Genomic DNA, 19,460 nt, shown 5'->3' with positions numbered 1-19,460 from the left:
TCATGACCCCATCCCCGCACAGACGTGCCAGACGGCTGATCGCCGGCGCCATCTCGACCCTGCTCGTGGGCACCGCCGTCGCGGCCGTGTCCAGCACCCCGGCCGCCGCGGCCGGCGGCCCCAACCTGGCCGCCGGCAAGCCCGCCTCGGCCAGCAGCACCAACGGCGGCTTCGTCGCCGGCAACCTGACCGACGGCAACAAGGGCAGCTACTGGGAGAGCTCCGGCGCCCTGCCCCAGTGGGGTCAGGTCGACCTGGGCAGCGCGGTCAGCATCGACCAGGTCGTGCTCAAGCTGCCCGACGGTTGGGGGCAGCGCACCGAGACGCTGTCGATCCAGGGCAGCACCAACGGGACCAGCTTCTCGGCCATCACGTCGTCGGCCGGGCAGACGTTCTCGCCCAGCAACAACAACACCGTCACCATCAACTTCGGCGCGACGAGCACCCGCTACGTGCGGGTCAACATCACGGCCAACACCGGCTGGGGCGCGGCGCAGATCTCCGAGCTCGAGGTGTACGGCGCCGCGACGTCGTCCGCCAACCTCGCGCTCGGCAAGGCGACCAGCGAGAGCGGCCACTCCGACGTCTACGGCTCGGGCAACGCGGTCGACGGCAACCAGGGCACCTACTGGGAGAGCACCAACAACTCGTTCCCGGAGCACCTGCAGGTCGACCTCGGCGCGGCCGTGGCGGTCAACCGGGTCGTGCTGAAGCTGCCGACCTCGGGCTGGGGCACGCGTACCCAGACGCTGGCCGTGCAGGGCAGCACCAACGGCTCGACGTTCAACGACCTGTCGCCCTCGGCCGGCCGCACGTTCGACCCGGCCAGCGGCAACACCGTGTCGATCACCTTCAACCAGGCCACGACGCGGTACGTGCGGCTGAACATCACCGCGAACACCGCCTGGCCGGCCGGCCAGATCTCGGAGTTCGAGGTCTACGGCCCCTCCGGCGGTGACACGCAGGCGCCGAGCGCGCCGACGAACCTCGCGTTCACCCAGCCGGTGTCGGGCCAGATCCGGCTGACCTGGACCGCCTCGACCGACAACGTCGGCGTGACGGGCTACGACATCTACGCCAACGGCCAGTTGCGCACCAGCGTCGGCAACGTGACCACCTACACCGACACGCAGCCGACCAGCGCGACGGTGTCCTACTACGTGCGGGCCAAGGACGCGGCCGGCAACCAGTCGGGCAACAGCAACACCGTCACCCGGCAGGGCACCTCGACCGACACCCAGGCGCCGTCGGCGCCCGGCGGGCTGGCCTACACCGAGCCCGGCAGCAACCAGATCCGGCTGACCTGGACGGCCTCGACCGACAACGTCGGCGTCACCGGTTACGACGTCTACGCCAACGGCGCCGTGCGGGGCAGCGTGGCCGGCAACGTGCTGACCTACACCGACACGCAGCCGTCGACGGCGACGGTGTCGTACTACGTGCGGGCCAAGGACGCGGCCGGCAACGTCTCCGGCAACAGCAACACGGTCACCCGCGCCGGCAGCGGCGGCCCCGGCGGCACCAACCTCGCCGTCGGCAAGCCGATCACCGGCTCGTCGACCGTCCACACGTTCGTCGCCGCCAACGCCAACGACGACAACGCCACCACCTACTGGGAGGGCGCGCCGGGCGCGTACCCGAGCACGCTGACCGTGTCGTTGGGCGCCAACGCCAGCGTCAGCTCCGTGGTGGTCAAGTTGCCACCGGACAGCGCATGGGGTCCGCGTACGCAGACGTTCTCGATCTCCGGTCGGGAGCAGAGCTCGTCGAGCTTCACCACCCTGGTGGGCTCGGCCACGTACAGCTTCAGCAACTCGTCGGGCGGCAACACGGTGACGATCCCGGTCAGCGGTTCCGTCGCGGACGTGCGGCTGACGTTCACGGCCAACAGCGGCTCGTCCAACGGCCAGGTCTCCGAGTTCCAGGTGATCGGCACGCCGGCGCCCAACCCGGACCTGACCGTCAGCGCTATCACGTCGTCGCCGGCCAACCCGATCGAGACCGACGCGGTCACGCTGTCGGCCACGGTCCGCAACATCGGCAACGCCGGCTCGGGCGCCACCACCGTCGGGCTCTACCTGGGTACGACCAAGGTCGCCACGGCCAACGTCGGTGCGCTCGCCGCCGGCGGCCAGACCACCGTCAGCGCCAACATCGGGCCGCGGGACGCCGGCACGTACCAGCTGGTCGCCAAGGTCGACGAGAGCAACACGGTGATCGAGCAGAGCGACGCCAACAACACCTTCACCGGTGGCAACCTGGTCGTCGGCCAGGTGCAGAGCTCCGACCTGGTCGCCGGCTCGGTGAGCTGGTCGCCGAACAACCCGTCGGCCGGGCAGACCGTCACGTTCTCGGTGGCGATCCGCAACCAGGGCACGATCGCCTCGGCCGGCGGCGCGCACGGCATCACGCTCACGGTGCTCAACGAGTCCGGGTCCGTGGTGCGCACGCTGACCGGTTCCTACAGCGGCGCGATCGCGGCCGGCGCCACGGCGCCCGCGGTCAACCTGGGCACGTGGACGGCGGCCAACGGTCGCTACACGGTGCGGGTCGTGCTGGCCGACGACGCCAACGAGCTGCCGGTCAAGCGGGCCAACAACACCAGCGACCGGCCGTTCTTCTCGGGTCGTGGCGCCAACCTGCCCTACGACATGTACGAGGCCGAGGACGGCACGATCGGCGGCGGCGCGCAGTCGCTGGCGCCGAACCGCACCATCGGCGACCTCGCCGGCGAGGCGTCCGGCCGGCGGGCCGTGCGGCTGCCGTCCAACGGCTCGTGGGTGCAGTGGACGACCCGCAACCCGACCAACACCCTCGTGGTCCGGTTCTCCATCCCGGACGCCGCGGGCGGCGGCGGGCAGTCCTCGTCGCTGAACATCTACGTCAACGGCACGCTGCACAAGGCGATCCCGCTGAACTCGCGGTACGCCTGGCTCTACGGCGCGGAGGCGAGCCCCAACAACTCGCCCGGCTCCGGCGGGCCGCGGCACATCTACGACGAGGCCAACATCATGTTGAACTCGTCGATCCCGGCCGGCGCCACGATCCGGCTGCAGAAGGACACCGGCACCGAGGCGACCGTCGACTTCGTCAACCTGGAGCAGGTGGCGCCGCGGGCCAACCCGGACCCGGCCCGCTACAAGGTGCCCACCGGCACCAGCCAGCAGGAGGTCCAGGCGGCGTTCGACGCGGCCCGGCAGGACGCCAACTCGCTCGGTGTCTACCTGCCGGCGGGCACCTACGAGACGCAGAACAAGTTCCAGATCTACCTCCGGCCGATCAAGGTGGTCGGCGCCGGCATCTGGTACACCCGGTTCCAGACACCGCAGACCCAGCAGGACACCAACGCGGGCTTCGACGTGCAGGCGTCGGCCAGCGGGTCGTCGTTCGAGCACCTCGCGTTCTTCGGCAACTACACGTCCCGCCAGGACGGGCCGGGCAAGGTCTGGGGTGAGCTGCAGAACGTCGACAACATGACGATCGACAACGTCTGGGTCGAGCACACGATCTGCGCCTACTGGGGCGTGAGCGTGAGCGGTCTGAAGATCACCAACAGCCGCTTCCGCAACACGTTCGCCGACGCGGTCAACATGACCAACGGCAGCACCAACAACCTGATCTCCAACAACGAGGGCCGGGGCAACGGCGACGACGCGTTCGCGCTCTTCTCGGCCACCGACGCGGGCGGCGGAGCGAACACAGGCAACGTGTTCGAGAACCTGACCGCGACGGTCACCTGGCGAGCGGCCGGCGTGGCGGTGTACGGCGGGCAGAACAACACCTTCCGCAACCTCTACATCGCCGACCAGCTCACCTACTCGGGCCTGACGATCAGCTCGCTGGACTTCGGTTACCCGTTCGTCGGGTTCGGGCCAGGGATCACCACGTTCGACAACATCTCGCTGGTCCGGTCCGGTGGCCATTTCTGGGGCAACCAGACCTTCGGAGCGATCTGGATCTTCTCGGCGTCGAAGGAGTTCAGAGCGATCCGGATATCCAACGTGGACATCGTCGATCCGACGTACTCCGGGATCATGTTCCAGACGAAGTACAACGGTTCCACGCCGGAGAACCCGGTGCAGGACACCGTCTTCACGAACATCTCGATCTCGGGTGCGCAGAAGAGCGGCGACGCGTTCGACGCCAAGTCCGGCTTCGGCATCTGGGTCAACGAGATGCCCGAACCTGGGCAGGGTCCGGCGGTGGGTTCGGCGACGTTCAACAACCTCCGGTTCAGCAACAACTTCCAGGACATCAAGAACACGACGTCCACGTTCCAGTTGATCATCAACTAATTCTGTTCGGTTCTTCGAGACCGAGTGCCCCGGGGGCAACGCCGAGTCCCCGGGGCACTCCCCTTTGGAGGTCTTCGCATGCGACGGGGGATGGCGGCCGTTGTGGTGGCCGCGCTGTTCATGGCCGGGTGCGGCGGGGGCGCCGCGGCGCCGGCGCCGGCGCCTGGTGCTAGCGCGCTGGTGCCGGGTGGCTCGTGCCCTGGCATGGCGTCGGGGGTCGGTGCCACGCCGGTGCGGTTCGGTGTCGGTGGCGCGACCAACCTGGCCGGGCTGATCGGTGGCTCGGGCTCGGTGGGGATCGTGCTGGCCCATCAGGCCGAGGCCGACCTGTGCCAGTGGATCCTGGGCTTCAACGAGCTGATCGGTCGCGGCTACCGGGTCCTGGCGTTCGACTTCCACGGGCACGGGGCGTCGGAGAGCAGCGAGGCGGGCTTCGACGAGGACGTGGCCGCGGCCGCCGCGGTGGTGCGGTCCGCCGGCGCGACCTCGGTGGTGCTGGTCGGCGCGTCGATGGGCGGCACATTCTCGCTCGCGGCGGCCGCGAAGATCACGCCACCGGTGGCGGGCGTGGTGTCGGTGTCGGCGCCACTGGCCTACGGCGGCGTCAGTGCTCAACAGTCGGCGCCGTCAGTCGGCGTGCCGGCGCTGTTCCTGGCCCACGAGGACGACGGCATCTTCGGCGACTCCGCCCGGGAACTGGCCGCGGCCTGCGGGGACGCGACGGCGGTCGTCACACCGGGCGCGATCCACGGAGTGCCGCTCGTCATCGAGGGCGGCGACCCGAAACTGCGCGCGGCCTTCTTCGACTTCCTCACCGAACACGCCCCGGTGTAAGGAAGGGCCCCTTCTTATCGCTTCTCGCATAGGAAGGCGGCCTTCCTGCCGGCCGCTCGCGGGCGTGCCGTGGCGGCCCTCGCCGCGGGGAAGCGGGCGGCGCCTTCGGCGGCGCTGGCGGCCGGGGAGTCGCGGCCTAACGGCCGCCGGCGGTCGTGCCGTAGCGGCCCTCGCCGCGGTGAAGCGGGCGGCGCCTTCGGCGGCGCTGGCGGCCGGGGAGTCGCGGCCTAACAGCCGCCGGCGGTCGTGCCGTAGCGGCCCTCGGCGTGGGTGAAGCGGGCCGCGCCTTCGGCGGCGCCGGCCGCCAAAGACTTGAGGCATAGCGGTCGCCTGCGAATGCCGTGGCGGCCCTCGCCGCGGTGAAGCGGGCGGCACCTTCGGCGCCTTCGGCCGCCGGGAGACTCGAGGCCTAACGGTCGCTTATGGGCGTGCCGTGGCGGCCCTCGCCGCGGGTGAAGCGGGCGGCGCCTTCGGCGGCGCCGGCCGCCAGGGACTCGAGGCCCAAGGCGAACTCGGCTTGCATCGTGCCGGCGTGGACCGCCCGGCGGTCGTTGCGCAGGCACGCCTGCGGGAGCCTGGCCAGGTCCTCCGCGAGCGCGCGGGCGGCGGCCAGCGCACCGCCGGGCGGGGCGAGCCGGTTGACCAGGCCCATCTGCTGCGCCTCCGGCGCCCCGACCGGGCGGCCGGTGAGGATGAGGTCGAGGGCGCGGCTCTCGCCGATCAGGCGCGGCAGTCGCACCGTGCCGCCGTCGATCAGGGGGACGCCCCACCGCCGACAGAAGACGCCGAGCACCGCGTTCTCGGCCGCGACGCGCAGGTCGCACCAGAGGGCGAGCTCCAGGCCGCCGGCGACGGCGTACCCCTCGATCGCGGCTATGACCGGTTTGGACAGTGCCATGCGGGTCGGGCCCATCGGGCCGTCGCCGTCGGGCGCCACCCGGTTGCCGCGGTCGGTGCCGATCGCGTGCAGGTCGGCGCCGGAGCAGAACGTGTCGCCCGCGCCGGTGAGGATCGCGACCGCGGCCTCGTCGTCGGCGTCGAACGCCCGGAACGCGTCGGCCAGGGCGGCGGCGGTCGGCCCGTCGACGGCGTTGCGCTGCGCGGGCCGGTCGACCAGCACGGTGGTGACGGCGCCGGAACGTTCGATGCGGACGGTCATCGGTCAACGATCACAGACCCGCACGGGTGACGTCCGGCGGGGCAGCCCTGCGAACGCGATCTTTCGTGCCAGCATATCTGCGTCCTTTGTAACCATACGGGGGTTTTATGAGACTTCATCGCTTCGCTGCGGCTGTCGTCGGGGCGCTCGCGGTCACCATGCTCGCACCGGCGGTGGCCAACGCCGCACCGATGAACAACCGGCCGTGGGTCGTAACCGTGGCCCGTGGCCTCGACAACCCCCGCGGCGTGACGATCGGCTACAACGGCGCCGTCGTGCTGGCGGAGGCGGGCCGCGGTGGCCGGAGTGACAAGTGCCTCGAGAACCCCGAGGGCGGTCGGGTCTGCCTCGGGCTGACCGGCGCGCTGACTTCGGTGACGCAGGGCAGGCGCGGCTGGACGCAACAGCGGATCGTGGGCGGTCTTCCCTCGCTCGCGGGCCGCGACGGTGCGCAGGCGGTCGGCCCGCACGACGTGTCCCCCTACGGCGGCAACGAGTACGCGGTCGCGCTCGGTCTCGGCGGCACCCCGCAGAGCCGTTTCCAGCTCGGGATCGCGGGGCTGCTGCTCGGCCAGACGGTGCTCGCCCGGTCCGACCGCAACGGGCGCAGCGTGCGTTCGTTCGGCGACCCGGCGGCGTTCGAGGGCCGGCGTGACCCGGACCGGCAGGGCGTCGACTCCAACCCGTACAGCATCCTCGGCACCCGCGGTGGCGCGGTGGCCGTCGACGCCGGTGGCAACACCCTGCTGAACATCGACCGGCGCGGCCAGGTCTCCACGGCCGCGGTCTTCCCCAACCGGCCGGCCCGGTCGCCCAACGGCGACCCGGTGTCCATGCAGGCAGTGCCCACCTCGGTGGTACGCGGTCCGGACGGCGCCTTCTACGTCGGACAGCTGACCGGCTTCCCGTTCCCGGCCGGCGGCGCCAACGTCTACCGGGTGGTGCCCGGCCAGCGGCCCACGGTCTTCGCGCGGGGCTTCACCAACATCGTCGACCTGGCGTTCGACCGCCAGGGCCGGCTGCTGGTGTTGCAGATCTCGCGGGACGGCCTGGCGACCGGCGACCAGACCGGCGCGCTGATCCGGGTCAACCGGCGCGGTCAGCACGTCGAGCTCGTACCCGGTCGGCTCACGGCGCCGGGTGGGCTCGCGGTCGCCGGCGACGGTTCCCTCTGGGTGACCAACCGCTCCACTTCGGCGGGCCGCGGCGAGCTGCTGCGGATCAGCAACGTGTAGCTTCTCTTCCCTCCTGAACGGCCCCCGGTCCAGTGTGGACCGGGGGCCGTTCTTGTGCGCTCAGCCCGTTGAGGCCGCGGCTTGGAGGACGAGGATGCCGAGCGTCAGCACGCCCGTGGCGAGGAAGAGCGCGCCGGCCCAGAGCAGGACGATCAGGGCGTTGGGCTTGGTGCGGCCGGCGCCCATCGAAGAGAAGAAGAAGCCCGCGGGCATGAGGATCGCCGCGATCGGGATGGCGGTGCGGGCCAACCAGCCCCAGAAGCCGTGTGCGCCGGCCGCGTCCGCGTACGGCAGGGCGACGAGGCTGAGGATCACGAAGACGCCGGCGTGGGCGTGCCCGGCGCGGGCGAAGGACTTCTGGAAATCGGTGAGCGCGACCGCACCGCGAGCCACCCGCGTCAGGTAGTAACCGCCGGTCTCGATGGTCACGATCGTCAACAGGAGTGCGCCGGCGATGCCCAGAGATTGTGCGGTGAGGGCCATGATGACACCTAATCTTGACGCTGGCTAGATATCTTGACGGTGACAAGACTAGCCTTGAAGATGGAAGGTGGGAAGAGGGGGGCCCAGAGATGACGAAACCTCATGAGCGTGTGTCGCACGCCGAGCGCGAGACGGCCGCGCGGATGCTGGCGGATGCCACCGGCGCCGGCTACCTCACGGCCGAAGAGTTCGACGGACGCGTAGCGGCGGCCTACGGCGCGGTCACCCGGGCGGATCTCGACCGGGTCGCCGCCGAGATTCCGCCGGAGTGGGTGCGCAGCTGGGAAAGGTCCCGCCGCCGGGCCGAAAAGGTGGTCGCCCAGCAGGCATCGGCCCGCAAACATCTGGCGGCCTACCTCGCCGGCAGCGGCCTGATGATTTTCATCTGGCTGGCGGTCGGAGTGGCCACGGGCGCCTGGTATCCATGGCCACTGTGGCCGATCATCGGCTGGGGCTTCGGCGTCTACCACCACACAAAGCCGCTGCGCCAGGCCCGCCAACTGCGCAACGAGGGCGGTCTCCCGCCCGCACTGGGTCGCGGCGTGTTCTAAAGCCTGTCCTGCTGCGGGACCCAACCGCCACCTACTGGCGTCCGGGGCTCGTCTCGGCCCACGTTGCATTCAGGGCCTGCCAACCGGTGAACCCGGCCGGCCTGGGTCGGCGTCGAGGGCTTGGCCTGCGGGTGAACCTGGCCGGGGTCTGGGCCCGGGCTTGGCTTGCGGGTGAACCTGGCCGTGTCTGGGCCAGGGCTTGGCCTGCGGGTCAATCCGGCCTGGGCGGCCTCCGAGGCCAGGCTTGCCCGGGCTTGGCTTGCGGGTGAACCTGGCCGGGTCTGGGCCAGGGCTTGGCCTGCAGGTTAATCCGGCCTGGGCGGCCTCCGAGGCCTGGCTTACCCGCCAAGCTGGCCGGGTCTCGGCCCTGGACAGACCGCGGGTTCCCGCCGCCGCCCGAACAACGGCGGGAACCCGCGGCCCAGGCAGGTCAGTCGTGCTCGGCGCGGTGGCGGCCGCCGTCGACCGGGGTCCCGGCCGGCCGACGACGTAGTCCGAACACGGTGCCGACCTGCGCGCCCACGATCGCGGCGGCGGCGATCACGGCTGAGACGGCTAGCGGACGGTTGATCTGCAAGGTGGATTCGCCCTGGGCGGGCGGTCCGGCCGCCATGTTCTCGTCGGGTGATGCCGGTGGCAGCGGCACCACGTTGGGTGGCCCGGGCGCCGGCAGCACCGGCGGCACCGTCACCGTGGGCGGGCTCGGCTGGATCGGCGCCGGCTGCGTCGGTGGCTGCGCCGGCCGTTCCGGCTGGGCCGGCGGCGGCTTGCTCGGGTCGTGGCCGTCGTCGATGCCGGGCTGGATCACCATTCCGCTCGCGTGCGGCCGGTAGCCGCGGTCCCGCGCCTCGTCCGGCAGCCGCAACAGCTGGCCCGGATAGATGCGGTCGGGATCGTCGATCTTGTTGAGCCGGGCCAGTTCCGGATAGTCGGTGAAGTCGCCGACGTACCGGTCCGCGATCGCACCCAGGTAGTCGCCCCGCTCGACCTGATAGCGCGGCTCCTCGTTGCCCCCGTCCTGTCGCTGGGCGGCGGCTGGCAGCAGCCGCGCGACGCCGGTGCTCGGCGCCGCACCCCCGGCCGTCGGCGTCTGCGCGTGGCTGGGCCGGTCCGGCATGGACGCCCACGGCGTCACGTCCAGCGGCGACTGGGCAGCGGCCGCCCGGGCTTGTGCCGGAACGCCCACGGCCGCCGACCCGGCCAGCGGCGACTGGCCAACGGCCGCCCGGGCGGGTGCCGGAACGCCGACGGCCGTCGACCCGGGCGGCGGCGACTGCGCGGTGGCGGGTCCGGACGGCGTGGAGTGCGTTGTCGCGGTTGCGATCAGCGGCGAGTGGGCGACGGTCGAACCGGCAAGTGCGGAGCGAGCCGCGCCTGGATGCGTCAGCGGTGACTGCCCCACCGCATGCGCCTGGGCCGCGTTGGCGGACGCCGGCACGTGCAGCACCGGCGCGTAGCTCGGCGCCGCGATCGCGGCCGTGGTCGGGCTGCCGATCAGCACCAGCGCGGATCCGATCAGCGCCGCCGCCATCCGCTGCTGGCGGCGGAGCCCGGGTAGTCGGGGCGTCGGCCGGCGGACGATCCGGAACGGCAGCTCGACCAGCACGGACACGGCGAACGTCGCCCAGCCGAGCCAGCCGACGACGGCGAGCGCGCGTACGAACAGGCGTCCGTCGTCGCGGCTCGTCAGGGCCGTGCCGATCTCGGCGAGCGTGGGCACGTGATCAGGCAACGGATTGCCCGCGAAGGCGAGCAGCGCGACCGGCGCGCCGCCGACCAGACCGACCAGCACGACCAGCGCGCCGAGGCCGGTGACGATCTGCCCCACGCGTCGGGGCGCGGAAACGCTCACGGAACCCCCTAGGGAATGGCATCGGTGGTGGTGACCAGTTCGACCGTGGCCTCGGCCTGCACGGGATACGTGTCGGCGAACCCGAAGAAATCGAGCATCACCGCGTCGTACGAGATCGTGACCGTGACCGTGAGGAACTGGGTGCTCTCGTTGCCGTCGTCGTCCTCGCCCAGTGACACCGCGCGGTCGACGACGGTCGGGTCGTCCAGGTTGTCGATGAACGCCAGCGCGGCGGCGGTCGCGGCCGCCTCGTCCACCGCGGCCGGTGCGCCGGCGATCGCGTCGGCGACGTCGATCGCCTGACCACCGGCCCGGGCGGCCTCGGCGGCGATGTTGGCGGCCCGCTGGTACGCGCGAATCCGGCCGATCCCGTCGAAGGTCAGCCCGATCACCACCAGCACGCCGATCAGCGCGACCGCGATGAACACGCTGACCCGACCGCGGTCGTCGTGCCGCAGCCGGTTCATCCGAGGCTCCGGCCGCGATACCAGTCCAATGGCGAGGTGTAGCGCGCGGACACGGTCGTCGTCGTGAAGTCGAGGTACGGGAAGCCGGTGAAGTCGAGGGTGCAGTCGACGGTCACGGTGACCACCGGCGGCGGTCCCTCCTGCGGGCCGAAGTCGTCGTTGCTGAACGCGGCCGCCACGTCAGGGGTGATGGTCCGCGTCGCGCAGAGCACGTCGAGCTCGTCGAGCGTGTCGTTGGCGGCGGCGGTCGCGGCGGCGGCAGCGAGACCGCCCTCGCGCTCGATCGACGCCGCCCGGGCCGCGTCGTGGGCGGCCAGGTCGACCGCGTTCTGGGCGATGGTGACCCGCCCGACGAACGTCGCCACCACCATCAGCATGATGAACGCCGGCAGCAGGATGGCCACCTCGACGGACGCCGACCCGCGGTCCCGCGACTGGATCATCGTCAGTCCACTGTGAATCGTTCGATGGTGCCGTGCGCGGTTTGCGACACGGGGAAGCTGACGCCCGGGATCACCGACAGGGCCTGGCCGGTGACCGTGAACGCCACCTCGTCGGCCGGCGCCGGCGCCGGCACCACCGAGGCCGCGCCCAGCCACTCGCTCGTGTTGGCCAGGAACGCCTGTGCCTTGGAGATTCCGACGCCGGGTGGTGCCTGGTAGGCGCGCTGCGCGCTGACCGCCTCCTGCGCCGCCGACAGCGCCGCGGAGCGGGCGATGAAGATCGACGCGATCTGGATGGCCACGAACAGCAGCAGGATGATCAGCGGCGCGACGATCGCGAGCTCGACCGGCGAGGCGCCACGGTCGGACAACAGCCGATCCCGGTGTACGGCCGGGCGCCGGCGCGCGGAAGCCGCGTCCGTACCCGGGATCGGTAGTCGAATCATGGTCAGTTGTCGCCGCCGCCGCCCGGCATGGGCGCGATGTTGCCGGACTGGTCCATGAAGCCCTGCGCCGTCGTCATGGCCCAGGCCACGACGAGGCCGGCCATCAGGGCCAGGCCGACGATGATGATCGCGGTCGGCACCGGGTTGTCGCCCCGGTCCCCTTCGCCGCCGCTGGACATGTCACGTAGTCGCCGCAGCGCGACGGTGTAGAGGTAGGCAAGGTGCGCCATGGGGGTTGTTCCTTTCGCGACGCCCGGTCAGACCCGGGTCAGGAAGGGGTAGAGAACGAAGCCCATGAGCACGAACACGAGCATCGCTCCGGGTATGTCGAGACGGCCGGTGACCGCCTCGGCGCGGCTGAGGTTGTCGGTGCGGATCTGGTCGCGCAACGAGTCGGCCCGGTTGCGCAAGGTCTCGTGGACCTGTGCGCCCTCGGTGCCGGAGGACTGCATGATGGCGCCGACGTCGCCCAGCTCGGGCACGCCGATCTCCTCGGACAGCTCGCGCAGTTCCTCCCACGGTGAGTGCATCTGCAGCTGGGCCATCCGCAGCGCGGAGCGGATCCGCTCGAACACCCATCCGTCGCAGACCGCCGCCGCGTTCTCGAGCGCCTGCACGGGGCCGTGCGCGGCGGTGAGCTGCAGCGCCACCAGGTCGAGGTAGGTGCACACGGCCCGGCTGAACTCCCGCCGTGCCCGGTCGGCCTTGCTGAGCACGTCGCGGTGGGCCACGAACGCGGCGACGGCGGCCAGGCCGAGGCTGCCGATCACCGGGACGAAGAACGGCACGCCGATGCCGAGGACCTGGCAGGTCAAGGTCAGCAGGACGGGCGCGAGCAGCCCGGCGCCGGCCGCGACGAGCAGGGACAGCGCGTACTGCTCGGGTGTGCGGCCCAGGAGGGCCAGGTCGCGGGTCGGGGGGCGCAGCCAGCGGGACAGCCCGCCGAGCCAGTCGAGGTTGCGCCGGGCGTGCGACGAGACCGGCGGTCCCGACTGGTGGAGCCGGCGCAGGGCCGGCGCCAGCGCGGGCGCGGCGGGCAGCGACTCCCGGACGATGACGAACACGCCGGCGCCGATCAGCGCCCCGCCGAGGACGCCGGACACGAACGGCACGTTGACGATCACCGGACCGCCTCCTCGAGCTTGGGGGCGGCGAGGAAGCGGGCGGCCTTGGGCGGCAGGCTCATCGTGCGGACCCAGGCGAGCAGACCGACGAAGATGGCGCCGAGCACGACCATGACGATCTGGCCGACCGGTGTCCCGTACGGCGCCATGTAGTCGGGGTTGATCAACCCATAGCCCAGCACCAGCAGCACCATGCCGGTCAGGAAGCGCACCGCGAACCGGGGTTGCGTGCGCTTGGCCTCCACCTCTCGGCGGGTGTTGACCTCGGCCGCGGCGGCCGACGCGATCGAGCCCAGCACGTCGCCGAGCCGCTCGCCACGGTCGCTGAGATGTAGGATCAGCGCCGCTACCACCTGGTCGGCGACCGGATCGGCGATCTCGTCGGCGAACGCCAGCAACGCCGTGCGCGCCTGCCAGCCGGCCTGCAGTCGCGCGGCGAGCAGCCGTACCTCCTCCTGGATCTGCTCCGGCACCGTCGCGACCGTGCCGACGATGGCCTGTTGCAGGCCCTGCCCGGTGCCCGAGACGTCCTTGAGGCGACGGGTCCACTCGCCGATGGCCTCGATCCGGGCGACCGCCCGCTGTTCGGCGCGCCCGACCGTGAACAGCCACGGCGTGCCCGGCACGGCGATCGCGACCAGCAGGCCGACCACGGGCAGGCCGGTGACGAGGAAGGCGAGCGCCCCGGCCCCGATCGCGCAGACGAGCAGCGTCTGGTGCCGCCGGCGGTCGCGCGGGTGGTCGCTGGTGCCGGTCCACAGTCGACGGAGGGCAGACGGGCCGGAGGCGGGGCGGGCCGGTCGGGTGGTGCCGACGATCGCGACCACGGCCAGGATCGCGCCGGCCACACAGGCGGCGCCGGCGAGCAGCGCGATCAACTCGACGTCGGCGGGCAGTCTCACAGCGCCCTCCGTTGCTGCAGCTGGGTGTGTCGCGGGCGGCGCCAGGCGCCGGCGCCCGCCTCGATGTAGCGGGTGAGCATCCGGGCGTCGTAACCGATCCGGAGCAGCTGGTCGCGGACCCGCTCCGGGAGGTGCCGGGGGATCGCGCGGCCGTCGGGGCCGGGGCCGAAGACCGTCGTGGTCGAGATCCGGTTGTGCTCGCTGACCCCGATGACCTCTTCGATGTGCGAGATGAACCGGTGCTTGCGGCCGCCGATCGCGGTCTCGTCCTCGACGGTCACATAGACGATCAGGTCGAGCGCATTGCCGGCCATCCGCCGGGCCTGGTCGACCGTCATCTCCCGGCCGTGGGAGAGCGCGAGCTCGATGATGCGTTCGCTCACCCCGCCGGGCGTACGCGCGTGGATGGTGCACATCGACCCGCGGCTGGTGGTCATCGCCTGCAGCATCGGCACGATCTCCCGCGACCGGACCTCGCCGACGATGATCCGCAGCACGCCCATCCGCAGCGAGACCGGGATCAGGTCGGCGATCGTGACCTCACCCGCCGGGCGACCGTCGAAGCCGCGCTCACCATGGCCTTCGCGCGACTCGAAGCTCATCACCGCGCGGTGCTTGAGCTGCCGGCGGGCGGGCAGGAGCTCGCGGCTCTCCTCCAGCAGCACGTAGGGCTCGTCGGCCGGGATCTCGTTCATCAGCGCGCGGATGACCGTCGTCTTACCGGCACCGGCCAACCCGGCGACCATGATGTTGAGCCCGGCCCGCATCGCCGCGCGGAGAAAGTCGCGGACCAGCGGATCGATCATCTCGTCGAGGTCGGCGCGGGCGCCGGCCAGCTCGTCGAGCGTCACGTCGAGCGTGTTGTGCCTTCGGATCACCGCGTACGGCCGGTGGCTCACCAGGAACACCGCCGCCAGCCGGCTCCCGTCGGGTAGCTGCAGGTCGAGCGTCGGCTTCGACGTCGACAGGGAGCGTTCGGTCGAGCCGGCCCGGCGCGCCGCGGCCTGGAGGATCTCCACCATCTCGTCGTCGCTGTCGGCGATCGGGTCGCCCCAGTCGACGCCGCCGCCGTGCCGGGTGATCCGGACCTGGTCGCAGCCGAGGATGTGCACCTCTTCGATCGACTCGTCGATCAGCAGCGACTGCAGCCGGCCGAGGCCGACCAGCTCGGCGGTGACCTGGTCGAGCAGGGCGCGCTCGTCGGCGGCGTGCAGGGGCGTGCCGGCCCGGCGGACCGCGTCGGCGTACGCGGCGACGACCTCGGCCGCCAGCCGGGTGCGCTCGATGTCCTCCTCACCGGCCGTGTAGTCGCGACCGCGTTGCCAGAGGGTCAGCCGCTCGGTGAGCTCCCGCCGCAGCTCCCGGACCAGCGCGAAGTCGAGGCGGCGGCGGTGCTGCGGCAGTTGCTGGGCCGGCGCGTGCGGCTGGACCGGCTGGTTGATCGGGGGCGGCTCCGGCTGGTGGTGCCGGCCGTTCGGCAGGATCGGGGGAACCGTTGAGGTGGCGCCGTCGAGGCCGCGGGGGTCATAGGCGACGGGCTCAAACCGCATGGCCCACCTCCGCGGTCGGCCAGCTCAACCTGGCCCTCCGGCGGTCGAGCAGGCTGTGCACCGGCACCTCCAGCGCACCAGCGGCGCGCATCAGAGGCCGGTTGGCGCGTACGGTGCCGCCGTGGGTCAGCACTTCGGCCGTGCGCGGGTCGTCCGGCAGGTGACCGATCACCGGTTGCCGCAACGCCTTGCTGATCTCGGACTTCGGATGACCGTCGCCGACGGTGAGCAGGCGCAGGTTGCCGGCCGGCACCCGGTGGTCGGCGAAGTCGCGTTCGATCGCCTTGATCGCGCCGCGGGCGGCCGACAGGTCGGCGAGCCGGGCGCCGGTCACGACGAGCACGACGGCAGCGGCGCGCAGCAGCGGCCAGGGTGGGTTGGCCACCTCGATCCGTCCACAGTCGACCAACACGTCGAAGGGCGGCTGGCCGCGCTCGAGCGACACGAAGAAGTCCGCGAACCGTTGCCAGAGCGGGGTGACGCTGCCCGCCTGGGCGGCGTCGACGACACCGGGCAGCAGCAGCCGCTCGCGTTTCGGCGCGTCGAGGTCGACGAGCTGCGACCAGAAGTGGGCCTCCAGGTTGCCGTCCCGCAGCTCGGCGACGGCCACCTCACCGAGCCCGCGCCGGCCCTCCAGCGCGCCGCCGAGGTAGCCGGCCAGGATCGAGCCCCCGGCCGGGTCACACTCGGCCAGCACGAGCCGGCGGTGCCAGGTCAGCGTGCAGGCCAGGGCGGCGGTGGTGACGCCGGGCGCGCCTTTCCCCGAGACCAGCGCGATGATCGCCACGGTCACGCACCGGGGGTGAGGACGACGGCGATCCGGTCCGCGTCCGCGAGCAGCACCACGGCGGCCACGTCGGATGCCTTGAGCGCCAGGTAGACCGTCGCGTTGGTGCGGTCGAGGGCCATGTCGATGACGGTGGCGTCGTAGCGGGTGACCGCCGGCGCCTCGCCCTTCTCCGGTGTGCCGACCAGGATGACCCGGTCGCCCGGTAGTAGGCGGCGGGCGGGCACCTGGTTGGCCCGCAGGCCGAGCGCGACCTGCTGCTGCCCCTGGCTCAGCAGCGGTTTGTCGGTCAGCTGCGCCATGGTCAACAGGGAGCCGGGGACCAGCGGCACCGCGGCGCGCTTGCCGACGACCTGGGCCTGTTGGCTGGCCGGCACGGGCGCCAGCCCGGCGCCCCCAGCCACCTGCACGGTCACCAGGTCGTCGGCGGTCAGCGCGGTGCCCTGCGGCACCTGGCGGGCCACGGCGAGGTAGGAGCCGGTCGCCTTGACCGAGGTGATCGCGAACGCGGCGCCGAGGCCGCCGAGCGCGATCAGCAGCACGGCGAGCCCGAGCAGCCCGGGACGCATCCGGCGCTGCCGGATCACCTTGGGCGGCGCGACCGGAGCGGGCACGGGCATCGCGGCGTTGCGGGTCGGCGTCGCGGTCACTTGGTCACCACCTGAAGCTCGTCGATCTGGATGTCCGCGTCGCTCGACCGGGTGACGCCCTCGATCGTGCCGCTCTCGCCGCCGGCGTCCCAGGTGACGGACCAGGTGGTCGTCGCCACCACGTTGTAGGTCCCGGCCGCGCGATAACCCTCGTAGCCACAGGTCGGCGACTCGCCACCTTGGCGCGCGTACGCCGTGCCCGGGTTGGTGCAGGTCACGGTGTTGCCGTCGGCCATGTCCCAGACGATCCGGCCGACCACCGCGGTCAGGTTGACCGTGACGCCGCGCTCGGACTCGCTGGCGGTCAGGGGGCCCCAGGTGCTGGCGTCGTCGCCCGGGTTGTCGTCGGCCGGCACCCAGAGCCAGATCGGCAGCCCTACCAGGCCGGGGCCGATCGCCGGGTCCGGCGCGATGCCGATCGCCGGGGGCAGGAGGTCGAGGCTGGCCAGTGCGCGTTCGGCGAGCTCGGCCGGGTCGGGCGGGGCCGCGAAGCCGGGCGGCGGGTCGTCGAGCAGCACCGGCTCGCCGCCGGCCAGTCCGCCCGCGCCGCAGCTGCGGGTGTAGGAGGTCTGGCCCTCCGGCACGCCGGCCGGCTGCGGCTCGGTGACCCGGTAGTAGCAGCCGTCGGAGGGGTTGAACCAACCGAGCAGGTCGTCGTAGCAGGGCACTTCCTCGCCGTCGCGGACGCAGGGGCCGCCACCGCCGTTGCCGCCACCGCCACCGTTTCCGTTGCCGTCCCCGTTGCCGCCGCCGTCGCCGGTGCCGCCGCCGCCCTCGCCCCAGCCCTCGCAGGTGGTCTGGTTGGGCGGGCATTCCGCACCACCGTCGTCGGCTGCGGCGAGCGTGGTGAAGCTGGCGGTGAACACGAGCGCGAGGCTGGCGGTGAGCACGCCGAAGCGGGTCACGCGGCGCCCGGTCAGCACGGCTGGTCCCGGTGCGCGATGCCGGAGTCGATCAGCCAGCGGCCGTCGGGATAGCGACTCGCGGTCGCCGTGGCGACGTATCTGCCGGCCGCGTGGCCCGGCACCGGCTTCTTCGTTTTCGCGTCGACCATCGCATAACCGGTGGCGTCGATGCAGTCCTGGATCGAGACGGTGGCCGGCACGGAATCCAAGCTCACGGCGGTCACGCGTGGGTCGGAAATGAGTTTGCCGGTACGCATCGCACCGTGCTCCTTAATGTCGCGAATAGTCGTGCGGACCCGCGTCAACAACGGGTCGCCGAGGTATTTCTTCAGCTCCGGATAGTTGGGATCGGGAATTGCCTCGGCCTTTCGGGCGGCCGCGAGATAACCGGCGTACGCGTCGAGTGCGGACTTGGTCGCGGCGGCCTGATCGGGTTCGGCCGCGCGTGCGGGCGCGTTGTCGAAAGTGGCCGTCGCTGGCGGTTCGGAACCGCAGGCGGCCAGGGCCGCCACAAGCGCGACGGCGACAACGGCGCTCGCCGATCGTGGTGCGGGCACGGTGCATCCTCCCTGCGTCGCCTGGGACCGTGGGCGAAACTGGGCGCGTTTGACTAAGGGTCGGACGGTGATCCGACCGCGCTTTCTATTGATATGACAAGCGTGGGCCAGGTGTCTTTATGGCGGGTAGTGCAACACCCGAGGGCCGAGCATAGGCTGACGATCGCCGATGCAACAGAGGCGATCAGAAATAACACGTAGGGTCACGGCGGTGGTCCTGACCAGCCTGAAAGGATCAACGGTGGCGATGTTTTCCGACTGGTTGCAAGACTCGGGTGTACGCATCCCGCCGTTCTTATCAACCGACGGACAGGCTGTGCGATTCAGGCCGCGATATGCGCGAGACCGTCGGTTTGTGTCCGATTCTGGTATCGGAGTCGCGGGTGCCGTCGCTGGCGTCCTGTGTGGACCCGGCGAGTCTTGTGGAAGATCGTTTGTTGCGATCATGGCGTCACTCTCCGTATTGCTGGGGTGGTTGGCATGACGGCGCCGGTGGGCGTACGGACCGCACCGTCGTGGCTACCAGCCGTGTCGGTGACGCCGGTGCTGCGGTGGTTGGCACTTCGTCATTCGGTGGTGTCGGGTGCGGCGTGGCGGCGGGCCTGTGCGGCGTGCGGGGCCGCCTTTTCGGTGGGTGGTCGGGCGGCGCTGCCGGGAGCGCGGTGTGGATGTGGGGTACGGGTGGGGCCGCCGCCGTTCACTGTGGAGGGACTCGCGCTGGGTGCGGTTCTGGTGGGCCTGTTCGCCGTGCCGGCGCAGGTTGTCGCCGCTTATGCGTGGTGGGCGGCGTTCGCCGTACCCCTCGTGTTGGTGGATCTTGCTGTGCATCGGTTGCCTGATCGGTTGACGTTGCCTGCTGCCGGCGGGGTGGTGCTGTTGTCGGGCGCGGCGGCGTTTGTCGCGGGCGGACCGTGGTGGCGGCCCACTGCGGCCGGCGTGCTGGTGGCGGCGTTCTTCGCGGCGACCACGTTCGTGCTCGGCCGCCGTGGTTTCGGCTTGGGCGATGCGAAGCTGGCGCTGAGCTGCGCGGCCCTGCTCGGCTGGTTCGGCTGGGGCGCCGTGTTGCTCGGGTTGCTGGCCGGCCTGCTGGCGTCGGCGCTGGTCAGCATCGGGTTGCTGGCGGCGGGCCGGGTGCGCTGGTCGAGTCACCTGCCCTTCGGCCCGTTCCTGGTGACCGGCACGGTGCTGGCGCTGATTCTTGTCGGACCCCAGTCGTAGCG

19 protein-coding genes are annotated in these 19,460 nt (G+C 71.7%); 5 read left to right on the top strand and 14 right to left on the bottom strand.

Annotation, left to right across the window (positions count from 1 at the left end; genetic code table 11):
* Positions 1-2 precede the first annotated feature (2 nt).
* Entirely contained in the window at positions 3-4,295 is a 4,293-nt protein-coding gene (locus O7635_RS08430; protein WP_278079857.1) for a discoidin domain-containing protein, read from the top strand.
* A 78-nt stretch (positions 4,296-4,373) separates the two neighbouring features.
* Positions 4,374-5,129, top strand: a complete 756-nt coding sequence (locus O7635_RS08425) for an alpha/beta hydrolase (RefSeq protein WP_278079856.1) — start codon at positions 4,374-4,376, stop codon at positions 5,127-5,129.
* Positions 5,130-5,538: 409 nt separating this feature from the next.
* On the opposite strand, the gene O7635_RS08420 is transcribed toward O7635_RS08425, so the two are convergent.
* A complete protein-coding gene (locus O7635_RS08420) occupies positions 5,539-6,288 on the bottom strand; it encodes a crotonase/enoyl-CoA hydratase family protein (protein WP_278079855.1) in 750 nt (249 codons plus the stop codon).
* Positions 6,289-6,395: 107 nt separating this feature from the next.
* On the opposite strand from O7635_RS08420, the gene O7635_RS08415 reads away from it, so the two are divergent.
* Positions 6,396-7,523, top strand: a complete 1,128-nt coding sequence (locus O7635_RS08415) for a ScyD/ScyE family protein (protein ID WP_278079854.1) — start codon at positions 6,396-6,398, stop codon at positions 7,521-7,523.
* 60 nt (positions 7,524-7,583) lie between these two features.
* On the opposite strand, the gene O7635_RS08410 is transcribed toward O7635_RS08415, so the two are convergent.
* A complete protein-coding gene (locus O7635_RS08410) occupies positions 7,584-8,006 on the bottom strand; it encodes a hypothetical protein (protein WP_278079853.1) in 423 nt (140 codons plus the stop codon).
* A gap of 89 nt (positions 8,007-8,095) precedes the next feature.
* Between O7635_RS08410 and O7635_RS08405 the strand changes: the two genes are divergently transcribed.
* Positions 8,096-8,557, top strand: a complete 462-nt coding sequence (locus O7635_RS08405; protein WP_278079852.1) for a DUF1707 domain-containing protein — start codon at positions 8,096-8,098, stop codon at positions 8,555-8,557.
* A gap of 430 nt (positions 8,558-8,987) precedes the next feature.
* Here the strand turns inward: O7635_RS08405 and O7635_RS08400 are convergent, their stop codons facing one another.
* From O7635_RS08400 to O7635_RS08345, 12 genes are all read right to left on the bottom strand, one after another.
* Positions 8,988-10,409, bottom strand: a complete 1,422-nt coding sequence (locus O7635_RS08400) for a LysM peptidoglycan-binding domain-containing protein (protein WP_278079851.1) — start codon at positions 10,407-10,409, stop codon at positions 8,988-8,990.
* An 8-nt stretch (positions 10,410-10,417) separates the two neighbouring features.
* Entirely contained in the window at positions 10,418-10,876 is a 459-nt protein-coding gene (locus tag O7635_RS08395) for a hypothetical protein (protein WP_278079850.1), read from the bottom strand.
* Positions 10,873-11,319 (bottom strand): TadE family protein, encoded by a 447-nt coding sequence (locus O7635_RS08390; protein ID WP_278079849.1) that lies wholly within the window; start codon positions 11,317-11,319, stop codon positions 10,873-10,875. The genes O7635_RS08395 and O7635_RS08390 overlap by 4 nt, the downstream gene beginning before the upstream one ends.
* Positions 11,320-11,321: 2 nt before the next feature.
* The gene (locus O7635_RS08385) at positions 11,322-11,690 is read right to left on the bottom strand and encodes a TadE family protein (protein WP_278079848.1); all 369 of its coding nucleotides are present in this window, start codon (positions 11,688-11,690) and stop codon (positions 11,322-11,324) included.
* A gap of 77 nt (positions 11,691-11,767) precedes the next feature.
* Complete coding sequence (locus tag O7635_RS08380; RefSeq protein WP_278079847.1) at positions 11,768-11,995, bottom strand: hypothetical protein; 228 nt, start codon at positions 11,993-11,995, stop codon at positions 11,768-11,770.
* 27 nt (positions 11,996-12,022) lie between these two features.
* Positions 12,023-12,886 (bottom strand): type II secretion system F family protein, encoded by an 864-nt coding sequence (locus O7635_RS08375; protein WP_278085405.1) that lies wholly within the window; start codon positions 12,884-12,886, stop codon positions 12,023-12,025.
* Positions 12,886-13,785, bottom strand: a complete 900-nt coding sequence (locus O7635_RS08370) for a type II secretion system F family protein (RefSeq protein WP_278085404.1) — start codon at positions 13,783-13,785, stop codon at positions 12,886-12,888. Before O7635_RS08370 ends, O7635_RS08375 begins: the two co-directional genes overlap by 1 nt.
* Positions 13,786-13,787: 2 nt before the next feature.
* Positions 13,788-15,341: an ATPase, T2SS/T4P/T4SS family gene (locus O7635_RS08365; protein ID WP_278079846.1), complete on the bottom strand. Its 1,554-nt coding sequence runs from the start codon at positions 15,339-15,341 to the stop codon at positions 13,788-13,790.
* On the bottom strand, positions 15,331-16,128 hold the full coding sequence (locus O7635_RS08360; protein WP_278085403.1) for a ParA family protein: 798 nt from the start codon (positions 16,126-16,128) through the stop codon (positions 15,331-15,333). Before O7635_RS08360 ends, O7635_RS08365 begins: the two co-directional genes overlap by 11 nt.
* A 2-nt stretch (positions 16,129-16,130) precedes the next feature.
* Positions 16,131-16,748, bottom strand: a complete 618-nt coding sequence (locus O7635_RS08355; protein ID WP_278085402.1) for an SAF domain-containing protein — start codon at positions 16,746-16,748, stop codon at positions 16,131-16,133.
* A gap of 26 nt (positions 16,749-16,774) precedes the next feature.
* Positions 16,775-17,701 (bottom strand): hypothetical protein, encoded by a 927-nt coding sequence (locus O7635_RS08350; protein WP_278079845.1) that lies wholly within the window; start codon positions 17,699-17,701, stop codon positions 16,775-16,777.
* On the bottom strand, positions 17,695-18,240 hold the full coding sequence (locus tag O7635_RS08345) for a hypothetical protein (protein ID WP_278079844.1): 546 nt from the start codon (positions 18,238-18,240) through the stop codon (positions 17,695-17,697). Before O7635_RS08345 ends, O7635_RS08350 begins: the two co-directional genes overlap by 7 nt.
* Positions 18,241-18,720: 480 nt before the next feature.
* Here O7635_RS08345 and O7635_RS08340 point away from each other — a divergent pair, with 480 nt between their 5' ends.
* On the top strand, positions 18,721-19,458 hold the full coding sequence (locus tag O7635_RS08340) for an A24 family peptidase (protein ID WP_278079843.1): 738 nt from the start codon (positions 18,721-18,723) through the stop codon (positions 19,456-19,458).
* Positions 19,459-19,460 lie beyond the last annotated feature (2 nt).

The organism is Asanoa sp. WMMD1127, assembly GCF_029626225.1.
In the GTDB taxonomy this organism is placed as follows: domain Bacteria; phylum Actinomycetota; class Actinomycetes; order Mycobacteriales; family Micromonosporaceae; genus Asanoa.
The sequence above is the reverse complement of the archived record's forward strand: the minus strand, read 5'-3'. Positions and strand labels throughout refer to the sequence as shown.